Annotated in this window: 13 protein-coding genes; 8 read left to right on the top strand and 5 right to left on the bottom strand. The window is 59.9% G+C overall.

From position 1 onward, the window contains the following. The 5 genes from GSM73_RS10290 to GSM73_RS10270 all read right to left on the bottom strand — a co-directional run. The coding region (locus GSM73_RS10290; RefSeq protein WP_256676809.1) for a M10 family metallopeptidase at positions 1-1214 on the bottom strand (1214 nt) is incomplete at its 3' end. A gap of 109 nt (positions 1215-1323) precedes the next feature. Continuing rightward, entirely contained in the window at positions 1324-2652 is a 1329-nt protein-coding gene (locus GSM73_RS10285) for a TolC family outer membrane protein (protein ID WP_047229091.1), read from the bottom strand. Between the two features lies 1 nt (position 2653). Then, positions 2654-3973, bottom strand: a complete 1320-nt coding sequence (locus GSM73_RS10280; protein WP_076384617.1) for an HlyD family type I secretion periplasmic adaptor subunit — start codon at positions 3971-3973, stop codon at positions 2654-2656. 18 nt (positions 3974-3991) lie between these two features. After that, a complete protein-coding gene (locus tag GSM73_RS10275) occupies positions 3992-5707 on the bottom strand; it encodes a type I secretion system permease/ATPase (protein WP_047229093.1) in 1716 nt (571 codons plus the stop codon). A gap of 232 nt (positions 5708-5939) precedes the next feature. Beyond that, a complete protein-coding gene (locus GSM73_RS10270; protein WP_076384613.1) occupies positions 5940-6365 on the bottom strand; it encodes a VOC family protein in 426 nt (141 codons plus the stop codon). Between the two features lie 102 nt (positions 6366-6467). Here GSM73_RS10270 and GSM73_RS10265 point away from each other — a divergent pair, with 102 nt between their 5' ends. From GSM73_RS10265 to GSM73_RS10230, 8 genes are all read left to right on the top strand, one after another. Then, the gene (locus tag GSM73_RS10265) at positions 6468-7343 is read left to right on the top strand and encodes a LysR family transcriptional regulator (RefSeq protein ID WP_160892400.1); all 876 of its coding nucleotides are present in this window, start codon (positions 6468-6470) and stop codon (positions 7341-7343) included. Positions 7344-7507: 164 nt separating this feature from the next. Beyond that, positions 7508-8272: an ABC transporter substrate-binding protein gene (locus GSM73_RS10260; protein ID WP_160892398.1), complete on the top strand. Its 765-nt coding sequence runs from the start codon at positions 7508-7510 to the stop codon at positions 8270-8272. 208 nt (positions 8273-8480) lie between these two features. Beyond that, positions 8481-9734 carry a multidrug efflux RND transporter periplasmic adaptor subunit MexE gene (mexE, locus tag GSM73_RS10255; protein WP_047229096.1) on the top strand — a complete coding sequence of 418 codons (1254 nt, stop codon included), beginning with the start codon at positions 8481-8483 and terminating at the stop codon, positions 9732-9734. 15 nt (positions 9735-9749) lie between these two features. After that, positions 9750-12929 (top strand): efflux RND transporter permease subunit, encoded by a 3180-nt coding sequence (locus GSM73_RS10250; protein WP_047229097.1) that lies wholly within the window; start codon positions 9750-9752, stop codon positions 12927-12929. After that, positions 12926-14347, top strand: a complete 1422-nt coding sequence (locus GSM73_RS10245) for an efflux transporter outer membrane subunit (protein ID WP_047229098.1) — start codon at positions 12926-12928, stop codon at positions 14345-14347. Before GSM73_RS10250 ends, GSM73_RS10245 begins: the two co-directional genes overlap by 4 nt. A 286-nt stretch (positions 14348-14633) precedes the next feature. Next, positions 14634-15689, top strand: a complete 1056-nt coding sequence (locus GSM73_RS10240; RefSeq protein WP_076384605.1) for a HEAT repeat domain-containing protein — start codon at positions 14634-14636, stop codon at positions 15687-15689. A 153-nt stretch (positions 15690-15842) separates the two neighbouring features. Next, complete coding sequence (locus GSM73_RS10235) at positions 15843-17345, top strand: ATPase domain-containing protein (protein WP_160892396.1); 1503 nt, start codon at positions 15843-15845, stop codon at positions 17343-17345. Further along, complete coding sequence (locus GSM73_RS10230) at positions 17342-19012, top strand: response regulator (RefSeq protein WP_160892394.1); 1671 nt, start codon at positions 17342-17344, stop codon at positions 19010-19012. Before GSM73_RS10235 ends, GSM73_RS10230 begins: the two co-directional genes overlap by 4 nt. Positions 19013-19046 lie beyond the last annotated feature (34 nt).

Below are 19046 nucleotides of genomic sequence, written 5' to 3'. Positions count from 1 at the left end.
GCCCCTCCTGAAAGGGTGTTGGCGCCAGCGTTACCGGTGATGCGGTTGTTCAGCGCGTTGCCGGTACCGTCGAGGTTGCCGGTGCCGCTCAGTGTCAGGTTCTCAAGGTTGCTGCCAAGAATGTAGTTGATTGATGAAACAACGCTGTCGATTCCGCTATTGAGGGCACTGCTTTCCTGAACCACGTCACCGCTGTTGTCGACGACGTAAGTATCGTTACCCGCCCCGCCGATCATCAAGTCCTTGCCGGCACGGCCATTCAGCAGGTTGTTTAGTGCGTTACCAATGAGCGTGTCGTCATTGGCCGAGCCGACTGCGTTTTCAATTTTTGCGCCATAGGCGATCGCCAGCCCGTCGTTGAACGCCGCCTGGGTGTCTAGGTCGATGAACGCTTGCCCTATTTTGCTGAACTGGCCTTCATTCAGATTGATGCGCACCGCTGCGAGCTGATTGGTGGCATCGATAGTGTCATTGCCGCCTGCGTCCCAAATCGTTTCGAAAACCGATTGGTCTGCCGCCCAACTGTATGTGTTGTTGCCGGTCTGCCACTGAGTGTTGGCCCCATAGAGACTCTGGATGGCGGCAATGTCCAGCAGCATGGGCGTGGTTGGCTCATAGGAATAAGCACTGTCGTAACTCATGATGGTATAGCGGACATCATCGAACTGAGGCGCCAGTACCGTGGGGTTTGACAGGCTTTGCGAGAACGGGTGCTTGAGGCCCAGAGCATGGCCGATCTCATGCATAAAAGTCAGATAGTCGTACGTACCTTTGACCGGAGTCGGGTCGTTCGTCACTGGCCCGATCCAGACATCACCGGCACTGGGTGTGTGAGCGGGAAAATAGCCCCAGGCAGCGGTGTCTTCGTCCATATCCAGATAGCCGCCGAAGCGCAGATCACCGACGTTGGTGGAGGACTCGCTGACCCGTGTGAATTTGAGGTTGGCGACCGAACTCCAGGTGCCGAGCGCGCTGACGATGGCGTTTTGCTGCGCTGACGTCAGGAGATAGATGGACTCATATTCACTATCACTGCTGTAATTGATGGCGAAACGTGAGTCCGCCGTGACGAAGCTATACGTCAGGGGCGTGGTAAACGTGCCGGTGCTCCACGAGTTGCCCATCCAATAGGTGCCATAAAGCAAGCTATTGACCTGCGCATTGCCGGTCAGCTTTGCGGACGAAACAAACGAGTAACCAACGGGATGGGGCATGTGAAGCTTCCTTGGGCAGTCTGTGGCCTTTCCTGGGTGCGGCCATTACAGAGGGATATTTTGCATTAGAATGAGTGGATTTAACATCATCTTGCCACTATTTTTGTCTTCAGTGAGATGACGGTGCAACGAGCCATTCGTTGACCCTGCGGATATCCTCCTCCCCCAATCTGCCGCTCCAGCGATGCAGCACCAGCAAACTGGTCACGAACTTGTATTGGGACTGATTGAAGTCGCGCCGTGCGCGAAACTCTTCCTTGATACTGTCCAGCACATCGACGGCATTCTTGACGCCGTATCCGAAGGCCTTCTCGGTGCCTATCCGTGATTTTTCGGCGGATTCCAAGGCGCGTTGTGTTGCCTTGATTCGGCTGAGCCCGGTTGTCACGCCAAGATAGGCCGTTCGGGTTTGCGTGATGACCTGACGCCGCAAGGCTTCCAGCTCTTGCTCGGCGACTTCCTTATCGTTTTCGGAGCTTGATACTCGGGCACGGGTGGAGCCGCCGCTATAGAGCGGCACCTGCAAGTCCAGAGAGGCGACGAGATTGTCCGAACGAGGCGCCAACGCGCCTTCATAGCCGATATCACTGCGTTGCGCGGTCAAGTTCAGCCCCAACCGTGGCAGATGTCCCGCCCTGGCTTCACCGATAGCGGCCTCGGCGGCGCGGATACTGTGCTCGCGGGCAAGCAGTGCCGGGTTACTGTCCAGTGCCGTCTGCACCCAATGGTCCTGCGCTTGCGCAGGTAAACTGAAGGCTGGATTGCCAGCCATGCGTTTGAGCGGCTCACGGATATCACGCCCCACCAGTTCGGACATGGCTTGACGACTCACCTCGACCTCATTGCTGGCTTCGATCTCATCCGCCCTGAGCGCATCCACACGCGCCTCAAGGTCAAGTACATCAGTCACCATCGCCATTTTGCGTGCATACAGCGCGTGGGTCCGTTTGAGGTTGCGCTCGGTCGCGTCCAGCTCGCTGCGTACCAGGGCCAATTCGTCCTCCGCCGCGAGAACCGCGAAGTAGCGCTCGGACAAATCAATGCTGGCCTGCACTTGAGTGTCATCGGACTCGTACTCGCTCTGGCGGGCCAGCTCTATGTACTTTTGGTAGCTGCGCCAGACCTGCGGATCGTAAATAACCTGATTGAGCATCATCGCCAGGCGTTTGCCGTTGTATTGGATACGATTCAAATCGTCGTCGCGCCGACTGCGGTTAACACTGCCGCTGGCATTGAGCTGTGGCAGCAGTTGACCAAAGGCCGCCCGCTCGCTGCCCTCACCACTACGGACCATCGCTTGTGCCCGTAAAATACGCGGGTCAGCCACTTGGGCTTCCTGATGCAGTTGCAACAGATCTGTGTAAGGGAGCGCCGAGCTGTCGTCAGCGAGAGCGCCAAGTGGCACGAGGGCCAGACTCATCGCGATCAGAAGCTTCATGTCAATCCTCGATCAACGAACGGGCAAACGCATTGCTGGCCGGCTGCATCAAATACTGCAACAGCGTCCGCGCGCCCGTATTAATCAGCACTTCGACCGGCATTCCCGGTACCAGAGTGAGATCGCCCAGGGCCTGACGCCCCTTGTCGGTCAGGGCCACGCGTGCCAGGTAATAAGCGGCACCGGTGTCCTTGTTGATCAGGCGATCAGCTGATATCTGCACCAGTTGCCCTTCGATGACTGGCGTGGTGCTGCTCTTGAACGCACTGAAGCGAATGTCCGCCAGTTTGCCCAGTGCGACACGGTCGATGTCCATCGGTGACAGCTGTGCTTCAACAATCAGTTCTTCGTTGGCCGGGACGATGTCCAACAGCGCAGTGCCTGGACTGACCACTGCGCCCAGCGTGTGTACGGTCATACCCATGACCATTCCCGACTCGGGCGCGAGGATATCGGTGCGTTGGTCGCGGTCCTGCAGGGTGGCCAGCCGCTCGCGCAATTCATAGACCTTGGTCTGCGCATCGCCCAGCAGACCTGCGACCTCGGTGGCAAAAGTCTTTTTCAGTTGCAGTATCTTCAACCGCGCCTCGTCGATATGAACCCGCGCTCGCGCGCTTTCGGAGCGGCTTTCAGCAATTTCGGCCTGCAGCCGAGAAAGACTTCGCTCTTGCTCGCGCAGACGCTGCTTGTCCACGTAGCCTTCGGCGAGCAATGCACGCAAGTCGACAATCTCTTCTTCATAGGAAACGGCGAGCATCTGTTTGCTGGCGATGACGGCCTTGAATCCGCGGATCTGTTCTTCGATTTGTCCGATGGACTTCTCCAGCAAGCCGATTTCGCCCAGCAACGAGGTCCGTCGGGTCTGGAAGATCCGCCCTTCACTGTCGCGAGCCTCGCGCACTCGGGGATCATTGGGATCCAGCGTAGGCACGAGCGGTGGCTCGGGCAGCGCATCACGTTCAGCCACCAATCGGGCCTGGAGTTCGAGCGCGGCGATCAACTGGCTACGCATGGCTTCCATTTCCGAACGCGCCTGGGTGTTGTCGAGTACCAACAACACATCGCCGGCTTTCACCAGGTCACCGTCATGCACGCGCAGTTCGCGCACAATGCCGCCCTCAAGATGTTGTACGGTCTTGCGATAGCTCTTGACGGTTACCACACCCGGCGCGAGCGCAGCACTGTCGAGCGGAGCCAGGGTAGCCCAGCCGCCAAACAGGCCAAAGGTGACCAGCAGCATCAAGTAGCCGATGCGCCGTACTGGTTTGTCATCGATTGGCAGCCCGGACATATCGACGGATGAGTGCTTAGTGTCTTGCATAACGTTGTTCATCCGTCCCTACGATTCAACCGCGGCAGCCTGGTGGGCCGTCGGCGTCGCGCCCTGTAGCCGTGCCAGGACCTTGTCGCGCGGCCCGAACAGACTCAGCTCGCCGTGATTGAGAACCAGCAGTTTGTCCACCTGCGCCAACACCCCGGAACGATGGGTAATGACAAACACCGTGGCCCGATTCTGCCGCAGTTTCTGCAGCGCTTCGGCGAGCATTTTTTCTCCAGCGTCATCCAGATTGGAGTTCGGCTCGTCAAGTACCACCAGACGCGGCTCGCCGTACAAGGCGCGGGCCAGCCCGATGCGTTGCCGCTGGCCGCCAGAGAGTCCACCGCCATTGGCGCCAATCAAGGTGTCGTAGCCATCGGGCAGTTGCAGCACCAGGTCATGTACACCGGCCATGCGCGCGGCGGCGACCACTGCAGGCGCATTCACCGGGCCGAAGCGTGAGATATTCTGGCTGATGCTGCCCTCGAACAGTTCTATGTCCTGGGGCAAATAGCCGATGTACTGGCCCAGTTCGTCCCGGCGCCATTGGCTGATGTCTGCACCGTCCAGGCGCACGGTTCCGGCCAGGTTTGGCCAGATCCCCAGCAACGCCCTGGCCAGGGTCGACTTTCCTGCGCCGCTGGGACCAATGATCCCCACCACTTCACCAGCGGCCACCTGGAAGTCCACGCCGCGAATAATCGGCTTGCGATTGTCCGGGGACCCCACTGAAAGCCCCTCGACGCGAATCGCCCCTTCAGGTGCGGGCAACGACATGCGCTCAGGCTCGGCGGCGATCTTGACCAGCAACTCGTGTAATCGGGCATATTGCGAGCGTGCGCCAAGAAAGCCTTTCCAGACGCCGATCAACTGATCGATAGGCGCCAGGGCGCGCCCCAGTAAAATGGAGCCGGCAATCATCAGCCCGGGCGAAATCTCATGATTGATCGTCAAGTAGGCGCCCAGGCCCAACATCAGCGACTGAACAATCTGGCGGAACGTCCTGGACATCGCCATCATGGTCGCGGCGCGGTCGCTGGCCAGGCTTTGCAAGGTCAGGACCTTATGGATTTGCCCGTTCCAGTGCTGACGCAGACTTGCAAGCATGCCCATGGATTCGACCACTTCGGCATTGCGCAGGCTCTTGTTAGTGAAGGTGGTAGCCGCGATCTGCTCGCGGTTGGCCGCCTGCAACGGTGCATGAGTGAGCTTCTCGTTGATGAAAGCCAACGCCCCTAGCATCACCGCACTCACGACCCCCATCCACCCGTACCAGGGATGAAAAATGAACATCACCGCCAGGTAGATCGGAATCCACGGAGCATCGAAAAAGGCAAACAAGCCGTTACCGGTCAGAAACTGGCGCAAGGCGTTCAGGTCGCTCAACGGCTGGGCGGTGGCATTCATGCCGTTGGTGTTGAGTGCCCGCTTGAAACTGGCGTCGAACAGACGCTGGCCCAGCAGCGTGTCCAGGCGAGTACTGATTCGTACCATAATCCGCGAACGAACCCACTCCAGGCCGCCCATCGTGATCATCAACAGCAACATGATCAGCGTGAGCATCAATAAAGTCGACTGGCTGGCGCTTCCTACTGCACGGTCATACACCTGCAACATGTAGAACGATGGAACCAGCATCAGCAAATTGACGAAAAAACTGAAAAAACCGACGCAAAGAAAACTGCCTTTGCATAGGGCAAGGGCACCTTCCAGCTCGGTCCTGGGGTGGGCTGACATGATTCTTACCTGAGGCCCGCTGATGGGCAGACCTGCGAAAACCTAGTGGGTACAGGCGCACATACGCCTTGAGTATTGGGGGCGACCCCCTCTGAAGCGCTTGCGCAATCAGGATCTACGCGCGCTGTATCGGCATGTGTGTGCGGTTCTGAAGGGTACCCTCAAAGGATCGCCATCGCCTGTTCTTACATCTTTGTCGCCCCACCTCTGCGCCTGCCCACCTCTGGCTGGACTACTTTGCGAACAACTGGCTCATATCCTTGAACGCCTTGAATTCAAGCGCGTTCCCGCAAGGGTCGAACAGGAACATCGTCGCCTGCTCACCCACCTGCCCCTTGAAGCGAATGTAGGGTTCAATCACAAACTGGGTACCGAAGGATTTCAAGCGTTCGGCCAGTGCTTCCCATTCCTCCCAGCCCAAAATAATGCCGAAATGAGGAACAGGTACGTCATGGCCGTCCACCGGGTTGCTGTGAACGCTTTCCTGAGCCGCGGTTTTTGGCTGCTCATGGATCACCAACTGGTGGCCGTAAAAGTTGAAATCGACCCAGTGGGCGCTGGAGCGCCCCTCTTGCAGTCCAAACACTTCACCATAAAAGGTGCGTGCGCCAGCGAGGTCGTAAACCGGGATTGCCAAGTGGAAGGGAGAGAGGTTCATCAGGACTCCTTTTTTGTGCTTTTTGGGTGAGGCCATCGTAGAGCGGCGCTACAGGCGGAAAAATCAATATATATTGCTTAGAAACACAATTAATATTTGTGAATGATTAAAGAACTCAAGACGCTCCTCGCCATCGCACGGGAAGGCACTTTCGCTGCGGCCGGGAACAGGATCGGCCTCACACAGGCCGCCGTGAGCGCGCAAATCCAGCGTCTGGAGGCGCAGCTTGGCTTCGAAATATTCGACAGGAAAGGACGCTCGGCGCACCTCAACCGCAAGGGGCACCAAGTGCTCTTGCAGGCACAAGAGTTGCTGCGCCTCTACGACAACCTGGGCTGTGGCACCGCCGAACTTGCGACCAATGTCCTGGTGAACATCGGCGCCATTGCGTCCGTTCAGCGTTCCTATTTGCCGGACGCTTTGGCCAGGTTCCATCAGCAATGCCCTCAGTGCCGTACTCGGGTGCTGCCGGGGCTGTCGATGGAGCTGGTCAATCTGGTGGACGCTGGCGAAATCGACATGGCGGCCATCATCCGTCCGCCCTTCTCGCTTCAGAGCGACCTGCGCTGGACGACCCTGACACTTGAGCCGTATCGATTGATCGTTGCCCGCGAAGTGCCGGGGGAAGATTGGGCGACACTCCTTTCCAGCCTTCCATTCATTCGATATGACCGTGCTTCATTCGGTGGCCGGCAGGTGGATCGTTTCCTGCGGCAAATGCATTTCACCGTGCGCGAGGTGTGTGAACTGGATGAACTGGAGGCCATCATCAAGCTGGTTGAAAACGGTGTGGGAGTGGCATTGGTCCCGCAAACATCGGCCCATGACTGGCCTGCGGGTGTCAGAGCCCTGGACCTTGGTCAGCACACCTTCCATCGGGATATCGGACTGGTGCATCGGTCGGGACAAAGCCTCACCGAACCGGTGCGGACTTTGGCTCAACTGATTGCCGAACAAGCCAGGACCGGTTCAGAGTAAAAAAGCTTTTGTCGACCGAATGATCTATACCTTCAGATACACGCAGTCAGGCCGACAGCGTTGATAGGCAATAATAAAAAAGCCGTGGTGAACATCGCAGGATGATGTTTCTGGCGCCGTGGGTTTGGAATGGCGCATCACTTTCAATGCCTGAAGTATCGATCATGAGCCGGATCAAACGCGTATTGGAAGGCCGTACCAAAGCACTCTCGCGCCTATGCCTGGTGCTGCCGACGCTGATTGTCTGTAGCGCCTACGCCGCACCTTTGACGATTGAACTGCACATTCTGGACGCGCCGCCGCTGACGTTTGTCGATGACCCCAAGGGGCACGGAATTGTCGGCGATGTTGCTGTAGCGGCCATGACCAAGGCCGGGTATACCGTGCAGTTCCATATCCTTCCTTGGGCCCGCTCACAGAAGCACGTCAGCGAACAGCGCAATCACCTGATCGCGCCCCTGTCGCGCACGCCGGAACGCGAGGATCGCTTTACCTGGATCGCGTCGGTCATGCCCATGGAACGCGCCTTCTTCACCCTCGACCGGCAAGTGAGCAGTTTCGCCGAAGCCCGGCAAACCTACCGCAAGATCGGCGTCGGCCTGGGAAGTGCGCAGCAGGAGATCCTGCGCACCGAAGGGTTCAGCGACGACCAGATCTACCCGCTGGTCATTGGCGACAACCCCGCCCAGATGCTCTTGATGGGACGTATCGACGCTTGGTTCAACGGCGTCCCTGAGAGTCGGTATATCTGGCCCAAGGTGTCCAAGCGCGAACTGCTCATGAGCCCGGTCAATAGCAGTGCCGATCTCTATCTGGCCTGCTCCAAACGGTGCTCCCCGAAAATGGTCAAGAAGCTGCGGGCGGCCGTTGAAAGCCTTCGCGCCAGCGGCGAAATCCAGCGCATTCATGACCGCTATCTGCCGCAGTAGCGTTCTTCACGCAGGTAATTCGGTGCATCTGGCAACCTGAAGGGACATCAACGCAATTGATAGCCGCCTAACGAAAGCCCTCAGCTAGAGCGCTGGGCGATGTCTTATATCATTCCGAATGATAGTTACCTTTGCTTCATTCGATTCGTGCCTCACCGCCTCCCCACGCATCATCCGCCCATCTCAATACTCTTGGCGGATGCTATCCATGGAATATTCACTTTCAAAATTGCGCTTTCCCCTGGCACTGATGGCGGTGCTGGTGATGAGTGCATGCGGCAAGACCCCAGATACGGCGGCTTCCATGCCGGCGGCCAAAGTCAGTGTGGCCAAGGTGCTGGAGCAGCCGGTCAACGAGTGGGACGAATTCACCGGGCGCCTCGAGGCACCTGAAACCGTTGAGATCCGACCCCGCGTTTCAGGACAGATCGATAGCGTAGCGTTCACCGAAGGCGCTCTGGTCAAGAAAGGCGACCTGTTGTTCCAGATCGATCCGCGTCCCTTCCAGGCTGAAGTGCGTCGCCTCGAAGCCCAGTTGTCCCAGGCCCGAGCGACGGCTACCCGTAGCGAGAACGAAGCCAAGCGTGGCGAGCGCCTGCGCTTGAGCAATGCCATTTCCGCCGAGCTGGCAGATTCGCGTACCAGTGCTGCCCAGGAAGCCCGCGCTGCCGCTGCGGCGATCCAGGCACAACTGGACCTGGCCAAACTGAACCTGAGCTTCACCCGGGTCACTTCGCCTATCAGCGGTCGCGTCAGCCGGGCGGACATCACCGCCGGCAACCTGGTGACCGCCGATGTCACGCCGCTCACCAGCGTGGTGTCCACCGACAAGGTCTACGCCTACTTCGATGCCGACGAGCGCGTCTTCCTCAAGTACACCCGCCTCGCCCGCGAAGGTCAGCGCGGTCAGGCCACTCCGGTCTACATGGGCCTGTCCAACGAGGAAGGTAATCCGCACCTGGGCCATATGAATTTCATCGACAACCAGGTCAATCCACAGACCGGTACCATTCGTGGTCGCGCGGTGTTCGACAACAAGGATGGCGCCTACACCCCTGGGCTGTATGCCCGGCTGAAACTGGTGGGCAGCGGCACTTACTCGGCCGTGCTGATCAACGACGAAGCCGTCGGCACCGACCTTGGCAAGAAATTCGTGCTGGTGATGGACGCCGACAATAAGCCGGCCTACCGCGCTGTCGAGCTGGGACCGAAGATCGAAGGCCTGCGCATCGTGCGCAACGGCTTGAGCAAGGACGACACCATCATCGTCAAGGGCCTGCAACGCGCTCGCCCCGGTACACCAGTCACGCCTGAAACCGTGCCGATGGCCAGCGAAGAAACCATTGCCGCCCTGGCACAACAACGAAAAGCGCTCGAAGCCAGCAACCTGCCCCAAGTCGCGCCTGCCAAGGCTGCTTCCGGATCGGCAGGCAAACTGGCCGCAGCGACCCCACGCGGTTAAGGGACTGAACTCAAGATGAAATTTTCCCAGTTCTTCATTTCGCGGCCGATCTTCGCAGCGGTGCTTTCGCTGCTGATCCTGATCGCCGGCGCCATCTCACTGTTCCAGTTGCCGATCAGCGAGTACCCGGAAGTCGTGCCGCCGACTGTGGTCGTGCGCGCCAACTTCCCGGGTGCCAACCCCAAGGTCATCGGCGAAACCGTAGCCGCGCCCCTGGAGCAAGCCATCACCGGCGTCGAGAACATGCTGTACATGTCCTCGCAATCCACCGCCGATGGCAAGATCACCCTGACCATCACCTTCGCGCTGGGTACCGACCTGGACAACGCCCAGGTGCAGGTGCAGAACCGCGTCACGCGGACTGAACCCAAGTTGCCGGAAGAAGTCACCCGGATCGGCATCACGGTGGACAAGGCATCGCCCGACCTGACCATGGTTGTGCACTTGACCTCGCCGGACCAGCGCTACGACATGCTTTACCTGTCCAACTATGCCCTGCTCAACATCAAGGATGAGCTGGCGCGTCTGGGCGGCGTGGGTGATGTGCAGCTATTCGGCATGGGGGACTATTCCCTGCGGGTCTGGCTTGACCCGAACAAAACTGCTTCGCGTAACCTGACCGCCACCGACGTGGTCACCGCCATCCGCGAACAGAACCGTCAGGTCGCCGCCGGTGCCCTGGGCGCGCCTCCGGCACCCAATGCCCAGGCATTCCAGCTCTCGATCAACACCCAGGGACGCCTGGTGAATGAGGAAGAGTTCGAAAACATCATTATCCGTTCCGGCGAGGACGGTGAAATTACCCGCCTCAAAGACATCGCACGAGTGGAGTTGGGCTCCAGTCAATACGCCCTGCGCTCATTGCTCGACAACCAGCCGGCGGTGGCGATCCCGATCTTCCAGCGCCCCGGCTCCAACGCCATCCAGATTTCCAACGATGTTCGCGCCAAGATGGACGAACTCAAGCAGAACTTCCCGGCGGGAATGGACTACAGCATCGTCTATGACCCGACGATCTTCGTGCGCGGCTCCATCGAGGCGGTGGTTCACACCCTCTTCGAAGCGCTGATTCTCGTGGTACTGGTGGTGATCCTGTTCCTGCAGACCTGGCGCGCCTCGATCATTCCGCTGGTGGCCGTGCCGGTGTCGCTGATCGGTACGTTTGCCGTGATGCATCTGTTCGGCTTCTCGCTGAACGCGCTCTCGCTGTTCGGGCTGGTACTGGCGATCGGTATCGTGGTGGACGACGCCATCGTGGTGGTGGAGAACGTCGAACGCAACATCGGCTTGGGACTGACTCCGGTGGAAGCCACCAAACGCGCCATGGGCGAAGTGACCGGGCCGATCATCGCCACGGCACTGGTGTTGTGCGCGGTATTCGTACCGGCGGCGTTCATCAGTGGCTTGACTGGGCAGTTCTATAAGCAGTTCGCCTTGACCATTGCCATTTCCACGGTGATCTCGGCATTCAACTCCCTGACCCTGTCGCCAGCCCTGGCCGCAGTGCTGCTCAAGAGTCATGACGCGCCCAAGGACCGTTTTTCCAGGTTCCTGGACAAGATATTCGGTGGCTGGCTGTTCCGTCCGTTCAACCGCTTCTTCGACCGTGCCAGTCACAGCTACGTGGGCACAGTTGGCCGCGTGATCCGCAGCAGCGGCATCGCCCTGCTGGTGTACGCAGGCCTGATGGTGCTGACGTTCTTCGGGTTCTCCAACACCCCGACCGGTTTCGTACCCGGCCAGGACAAGCAATACCTGGTGGCCTTTGCCCAACTGCCGGATGCCGCGAGCCTGGATCGCACCGAAGACGTGATCAAGCGTATGTCGGACATGGCCCTCAAGCAGCCGGGCGTCGAAAGCGCCGTGGCCTTCCCTGGCCTGTCGATCAACGGCTTCACCAATAGTCCGAACGCCGGCATCGTGTTCGTCACCCTCAAGCCCTTCGACGAGCGCAAGGACCCCAGCATGTCTGCCGGGGCCATTGCCGGGGCCTTGAACGGCCAGTACTCGGAAATCCAGGAAGCCTACATGGCGATCTTCCCGCCGCCGCCGGTACAGGGCCTGGGCACGATCGGTGGTTTCCGTCTGCAAATCGAAGACCGGGGCAACCTGGGCTACGACGAGCTGTACAAAGAAACCATGAACATCATCACCAAGAGCCACAACGTGCCGGAACTGGCCGGGCTGTTCACCAGCTACACGGTGAACGTGCCGCAGGTCGATGCCGCCATCGATCGTGAAAAAGCCAAGACCCACGGCGTGGCCGTCAGTGACATCTTCGACACCCTGCAGATCTACCTGGGCTCGCTGTATGCCAACGACTTCAACCGCTTTGGCCGCACCTATCAGGTCAACGTTCAGGCCGAGCAACAGTTCCGCCTGGAGTCGGACCAGATTGGCCAGCTCAAGGTGCGCAACAACCGTGGCGAGATGATCCCGCTGGCGACCTTCATCAAGGTCAGCGACACCTCGGGACCTGACCGCGTAATGCACTACAACGGCTTCATCACTGCGGAAATCAACGGTGCCGCTGCCCCGGGCTACAGTTCCGGCCAGGCTGAAAAAGCCATCGAGAAACTGCTCAAGGACGAATTGCCCAACGGCATGACTTACGAGTGGACCGACCTGACGTACCAGCAGATTCTCTCGGGCAACACCGCGCTGTTCGTGTTCCCGCTCTGTGTGCTGCTGGCGTTCCTGGTGCTGGCGGCACAGTACGAAAGCTGGAGCTTGCCGCTGGCGGTGATCCTGATCGTACCGATGACCCTGCTGTCGGCCATTACCGGGGTAATTCTTTCCGGCGGCGACAACAACATCTTTACCCAGATCGGATTGATCGTACTGGTGGGGCTTGCCTGTAAGAACGCCATTCTGATCGTTGAGTTCGCCAAGGATAAACAGCTCGAGGGCATGAACCCTCTGGCTGCGGTGCTGGAGGCCTGCCGCCTGCGTCTGCGGCCGATCCTGATGACCTCCTTCGCGTTCATCATGGGCGTGGTGCCGTTGGTCTTCTCCAGCGGTGCAGGTGCTGAAATGCGCCATGCCATGGGTGTCGCGGTGTTCTCGGGCATGCTCGGGGTGACCTTCTTCGGTCTGCTGCTCACGCCAGTGTTCTATGTACTGATCCGCAACTTCGTCGAGCGCAGCGAGGCCCGCAAAGCGGCCCGGGCGTTGAAACTGGAGGCGCAACAATGAGTTTGAAAGTGTTTGTGCCGAGCCTGCTGGTACTGGCCTTGAGTGCTTGCGCCGTAGGCCCGGACTACAAGGCACCGCAAACGGAGGCGGCGAACATCACCACCGCCACCGACGGTGCCGCCGGCCAGAAGAATTTCGACCGTGCCCGTTTCGAAGGGATCTGGTGGCAGCAGTTCGAAGACCCGACGCTCAACGCACTGGTCACCCGTTCCCTGGAGGGCAACCGCGAGTTACGCGTGGCGTTCGCCCGTTTGCGAGCAGCCCGAGCGATACGCGACGACGCCAGCAATGACGTCATGCCGACCATCACCAGCCGCGCCAGCAGCAACCTGGGCAAAGGCCAGATTCCGGGGCAGACCACCGACCGGGTCAGCACCGAACGCTATGACCTTGGCCTGGACATGGCCTGGGAGCTGGATCTGTTCGGACGCATCCAGCGCAACCTGGAAGCCACCGATGCCGATCAGCAGGCGGTCGAAGCCGATCTCTATCAGTTGCAGGTGACAATGATCGCCGAACTGGTGGACGCCTACGGTCAACTGCGCGGCGCCCAACTGCGGGAAAAAATCGCCCTGGCAAACCTCGAGAACCAGCAGGCGTCGCGCAAGATAACCGAAAGCCTGCGTGATGCCGGCGTCGGCGATCAGCTCGACGTGGTCCGTGCCGATGCGCGCCTGGCCTCGGTCGAAGCCAGCGTGCCGCAGTTGCAGGCCGAACAGGTACGCCAGCGCAACCGCATCGCTACCTTGCTGGGTGAGCGCCCGGACAAACTGAGTGTGGACCTGAGTCCCAAACAGCTTCCGGCCATCGCCAAGGCCCTGCCGATTGGCGATCCGGGTGAACTGTTGCAACGTCGCCCGGACATTCTCAGCGCCGAGCGCCAACTCGCTGCCGCCACCGCGCGCATTGGCGTGGCCAAGGCCGATCTGTTCCCACGGGTCAGCCTCAGCGGTTTCCTGGGCTTTACCGCCGGGCGCGGTTCGCAGATCGGCTCATCGGCGGCCAATGCCTGGGCGCTGGGGCCAAGCATCACCTGGGCTGCCTTCGATTTGGGCAGTGTGCGGGCGCGTCTGCGCGGTGCCGACGCTGAGGCGGACGGCGCCTTGGCGACCTACGAACAGCAAGTGCTGCTGGCCCTGGAGGAATCGGAAAATGCCTTCAGCGACTACGGCAAGCGCCAACAACGCCTGATTTCGCTGATCCGGCAGAGCGAATCGAGCCGAGCCGCCGCTGATCTGGCTGAAGTCCGCTATCGCGAAGGCACCGAGGATTTCCTCGTCCTGTTGGATGCCCAACGTGAGCGCCTGGCCGCCGAGGACACTCAGGCCCAGGCCGAAGTGGACCTGTATCGCGGCATTGTCGCGATCTACAAGGCCCTAGGCGGTGGCTGGCAACCGGAAGCCGTAGCCAGCAACTGACCGACCTCATTCAACCGAGCTCCTTTGGTTGGCCGCAACCAACCAAATTTTCGCCCCGCCTCCCATGTTGGACGCGGGGCTTTTTTTGCCTGCTGCAAACGCCCGGTGGGAGCGAGCCTGCTCGCGATGGCGCTGGGTCAGTCAACTCAAATGCCAACTGATATACCGCTATCGCGAGCAGGCTCGCTCCCACCGGGTTATCTGCAGATTCTTTCAAGGTTTGACTCAAGCCCGCACCTGACCGAAGCTTGCGGCATTTCACGCTTCCTGGTTATGGACTACCTGCATGCCCTCGCCTCGCCGCTATCTGTTGCTCAGCCTGTCCGTCCTGTTGGTAATCGGTCTAGTCGCAATGTGGCTACGCAGCACCACGCCGCAAATTCCCGAGGCAATCAAGCGTGGCTACAGTGAAGCCCTTGAGCACGCACGCAATGGGCAGCCAGGGGCGGCGCGGATGCTCTATCAGCAATTGGGTCGCCCGGACCTGTCGCCCAAGCGCCGGGTATGGCTGCACGCCGAGCTACCGAACTACCCAAGCCCCCAAGCCCTGAAACTGGCGGACGCGGACCTGCACAGCGAGTCGCCGGATGTGCGTCGAGCGGCCATCGGCAGCATCAGCGGGCTGGTGCCAACCGGCCAACGCAGCCTGTTGCTGGGGCCGTTGCTCGAAGATCAAGACCCAAGCGTCCGCTTCGCCGCAGTGAACGCGTTGCTGGGCCTATCGCCGGATGAGCTTGGTTTGTACTTCGGGCCTATGCAGCTTGTCATCGGTATGTGGGAGCAGATGCTTGAAGACGGTCCACCAACCGCCGAGTCCCACTATCAGCTGGCCCGGCTGCATCTGCATAACGCTGAACTGAAAAAGGCTCAGTTGGCGCTGGAACAAGTCCTGCGCCTGCAACCGGACAACCTGCCAGCGCTGGTCATGCAGATCGACGTGCTGGACAAACAGGGCCAGGCCGACGCTGCACGTCAGTTGCTTGCCCAACAGTTGAAAAACCAGCCGGAGTCGGCTTATCTGCAACATGCATTGGGTCTGTGGCTGCTGCACCATGGCCAGGCGGAGTACGCGCTGCTTGGTTTGGCAAAAGCCGTGGAGCTTGAGCCCGAAAACCGACATTACCGTTATGACCTGGCAACCACCTTGTATGCCGAACAGGAACTGGAAGCGGCGCAGAAACAGTTACAGGAAATCGTCCAGCGCTACCCGGCTGATCGCAGGGCGCGGGTGCTGCTGATCAACTACTGGAAGGAGTCCGGGCAGTTGCAGAATGTGCAGATCCTGTTGGCGCAACTGGAGCAACTCAACCCCGATGATCCGGCGCTGCAGCAAGGCCTGTAGGCGTTTCCCCGCTGCCAGAAAATTGAGCAGTACACCTCGTTTTATCAACGAAAGCGGAACCGTGATCACGGCAAAAGGTCAAGTGTTCAGGCAGTTCATTTTCAGGCGTACTCCAGCCTGCTGCCCACTTCCCTAGTCATGAGAGGGCTTTTTTTGTCTACATCTAACGAGTTGATCAGCGCTAAAGCCGCCACCGGTATCGAAGGGCTGGATGACATCCTTTCCGGTGGCTTGTCCCGCGGCCATGTGTTCCTGCTGGAAGGGGAACCCGGGACCGGCAAGACCACGGTCGCGTTGCAATTCCTCTTGGCCGGTGCCCAGGCCGGCGAGCGTTCCTTGTACATCACCCTGTCGGAAACCGAGCGTGAGTTGCGCCAGGGCGCGGCGTCCCACGGTTGGACGATCGACGAAAACGTGCATATCTTCGAGCTGACCCCTCCTGAGAGCCTGCTCAACGCCGAGCATCAGCAAAGCCTGCTGTACTCCTCGGACCTGGAGCTGGGGGAAGCGACCCGGCAGATTTTCGAGGTGGTCGAGCGGGTCAAGCCGACCCGGGTGGTGCTCGACAGCCTGTCGGAGATCCGCCTGCTGGCGCAAAGCTCACTGCGCTATCGCCGGCAGATCCTGGCGATCAAGCATTACTTTGTGCGCTACGACGCCACGGTGCTGCTGCTTGATGACCTGACCACCGAATCCCTGGACAAGACCGTGCACAGCGTCGCCCATGGGGTGATTCGCCTGGAAGAACTGACACCCAATTACGGCGCCGAGCGGCGACGCATTCGGGTGGTCAAGTATCGCGGGCAGAAATACCGTGGCGGCTTTCACGACTTCACCATCATGGGCGACGGCATTCATGTCTTCCCACGCCTGGTGGCCGCCGAACACCGTGGACAATACCTGCGCCAGCAACTGTCCAGCGGCCTCGATGGCGTGGATGCCTTGCTGGGCGGTGGCATCGAGACAGGCTCCAGCACTTTGATCCTGGGTCCGGCCGGCACCGGCAAGTCGCTGATTTCGATGATTTTCGCTGCGGCTGCCGTGCAGCGTGGCGAAAAAGCCGCGCTGTTCATCTTCGATGAAGAGTTGGGCTTGCTGTTCGAGCGCATGAGGAACGTCGGTATCGACCTGGAAGCGCTGAGACGAACCGGCAACCTGGTGATCGAGCAGGTGGACGCCGCTGAGCTGTCTCCCGGTGAGTTCTCCCATCGGGTACGCCGTTGCGTCGATGAAGGTAACATCAAGACGGTCGTGATCGACAGTATCAATGGCTACCAGGCCGCCATGCCGGAAGAAAACGCTTTGGTGCTGCACGTACATGAACTGCTGCTCTACCTGAACCGCAGGGGCGCTGCGACCTTCATGACCGTTGCGCAACACGGTCTGGTGGGCGATATGCAGGCCCCGGTGGACATTACCTACCTGGCCGACACGGTGATTCTGTTGCGTTATTTCGAAGCGCTGGGCAAAGTTCGTCGAGCGATCTCCATCATCAAGAAACGCACCGGCAGCCATGAATCCACTATTCGCGAATACCGCATCAGCAGCGAGGGCATGACCATCGGCGAGCCGCTGGAAGCATTCCAGGGGGTATTGCGTGGGGTGCCGAACTATATGGGAGCGGATAATCCGTTGCTCAAGGATGATCAACAGTGACGCTGGTCGAGCCCCTGTCGGAGCGGGCGTTGATCCTCGCACCGCTGGGGCGCGACAGCCAGATCGCCCTGATGATCCTGCGCGAAGCCGGCTTCGGCGGCCTTATCTGCCAGCATTTGGGCCACTTGTGCGAAGAGCTGGAGCACGGCGCCGGCCTGTTGGTGATTTCCTCCGAAGCCCTGGTCGGGCCGGAGCTGGAAACGCTGTTGTTGCATATCGAAGAGCAACCGGCCTGGTCAGACTTGCCAATCGTATTGTTGACCCACCACGGCGGGCCGGAACAGAACCCGGCGGCGCGTATCGGCACTCAGTTGGGCAACGTAACGTTCCTCGAGCGCCCTTTTCACCCGATAACCCTGGTCAGCGTGGTCACCACCGCCCTGCGGGGCCGGCGCAGGCAATATGAAGCCCGAGACCGGCTGATCGACCTGAGCAACAGCGAGCTGCGCCTGCAAACCACCCTGGAGACCCTTGAGCAACAAGTGGAAGAACGCACGGCCCAACTGCGCCACAACGAAGAGGCCTTGCGTCAGTCGCAAAAAATGGAAGCGGTCGGGCAACTCACGGGGGGGATCGCCCATGACTTCAACAACATGCTCACCGGGATCATCGGCAGCCTCGAACTGTTGCGCCGGCGCCTGGCCCGAGGTCGCACCGAGGATCTGGACAGCCTGATCGACCTGGGGGTGACATCGGCCAATCGCGCAGCCGGCCTGACGCATCGTTTGCTGGCCTTCTCCCGCCGCCAATCGCTGGACTCAAAAGCGGTGCAGATGAACACCCTGGTGCTGTCCATGGGCGAGCTGCTGCAGCGCAGCCTCAACGAGAGTATCCGGCTGGACATGGAACTGGACGACCAGCTCTGGATCGCCGAAGCCGACCCAAACCAACTGGAAAGCGCCCTACTCAACCTGGTACTCAATGCTCGGGACGCAATGCCCGACGGTGGGCAACTGGTGGTCAAGACGCTCAATCAACACCTGGATGCCGACTTCACCCAGGCTTATACCAACCTGGAGCCGGGCGATTACGTCGTGCTGAGTGTGCAGGATTCCGGTTGCGGAATGCCCGAAGCGGTCATCAATCGTGCGTTCGACCCGTTTTTCACCACCAAGCCGATCGGCCAGGGCACCGGGCTGGGCTTGTCGATGATCTATGGGTTCAGCAAGCAGTCGCGTGGTCACGTGACGATTGACAGTGAAGTCGGCAAAGGCACAACCTTGAGCCTCTATCTGCCGCGTTTCGTCGGTGAAGAGGTTCACGAACCACGGGTCGATACACAACACGCCCCGTACGCACAAGACGGTGAGACCGTGCTGATCGTCGAGGACGACCCGGCGGTGCGGGTGCTGGTCAGCGCCGTACTGAGCGAGCTGGGTTATGCCTTCGTCGAGGCAGCCGATGCTGACGGCGCGGTGCCGATCCTTCAGTCAAGCCAGCGCATCGATCTGCTGATCAGTGACGTGGGCCTGCCAGGCATGAACGGCAGGCAACTGGCGGAAATCGGCCGGCAGATCCGCCCGGACCTGCGGGTACTGTTCATCACCGGTTATGCTGAGCATGCAGCGGTGCGCGGCGGCTTCCTGGACCCGGGCATGCAGATGATCACCAAACCGTTCACTTTTGACCTGTTGACGGCCAAGGTGCGGGAGATGATCAAGGTTTGAGGCAATGCCCGGATATCAGCCGACCGTGCGCCCG

This window comes from Pseudomonas sp. PICF6, from assembly GCF_009831705.1.
Taxonomy (GTDB): Bacteria; Pseudomonadota; Gammaproteobacteria; order Pseudomonadales; family Pseudomonadaceae; genus Aquipseudomonas; species Aquipseudomonas rhizophila.
The sequence above is the reverse complement of the archived record's forward strand: the minus strand, read 5'-3'. Positions and strand labels throughout refer to the sequence as shown.

Coding starts and splice junctions, on each gene's coding strand:
- GSM73_RS10270 (WP_076384613.1), bottom strand. CDS start 6,365: ATGAACCTCTCTCCCTTCCACTTGGCAATCCCGGTTTACGACCTCGCT.
- GSM73_RS10285 (WP_047229091.1), bottom strand. CDS start 2,652: ATGAAGCTTCTGATCGCGATGAGTCTGGCCCTCGTGCCACTTGGCGCT.
- GSM73_RS10260 (WP_160892398.1), top strand. CDS start 7,508: ATGAGCCGGATCAAACGCGTATTGGAAGGCCGTACCAAAGCACTCTCG.
- mexE (WP_047229096.1), top strand. CDS start 8,481: ATGGAATATTCACTTTCAAAATTGCGCTTTCCCCTGGCACTGATGGCG.
- GSM73_RS10240 (WP_076384605.1), top strand. CDS start 14,634: ATGCCCTCGCCTCGCCGCTATCTGTTGCTCAGCCTGTCCGTCCTGTTG.
- GSM73_RS10250 (WP_047229097.1), top strand. CDS start 9,750: ATGAAATTTTCCCAGTTCTTCATTTCGCGGCCGATCTTCGCAGCGGTG.
- GSM73_RS10265 (WP_160892400.1), top strand. CDS start 6,468: ATGATTAAAGAACTCAAGACGCTCCTCGCCATCGCACGGGAAGGCACT.
- GSM73_RS10275 (WP_047229093.1), bottom strand. CDS start 5,707: ATGTCAGCCCACCCCAGGACCGAGCTGGAAGGTGCCCTTGCCCTATGC.
- GSM73_RS10245 (WP_047229098.1), top strand. CDS start 12,926: ATGAGTTTGAAAGTGTTTGTGCCGAGCCTGCTGGTACTGGCCTTGAGT.
- GSM73_RS10280 (WP_076384617.1), bottom strand. CDS start 3,973: ATGCAAGACACTAAGCACTCATCCGTCGATATGTCCGGGCTGCCAATC.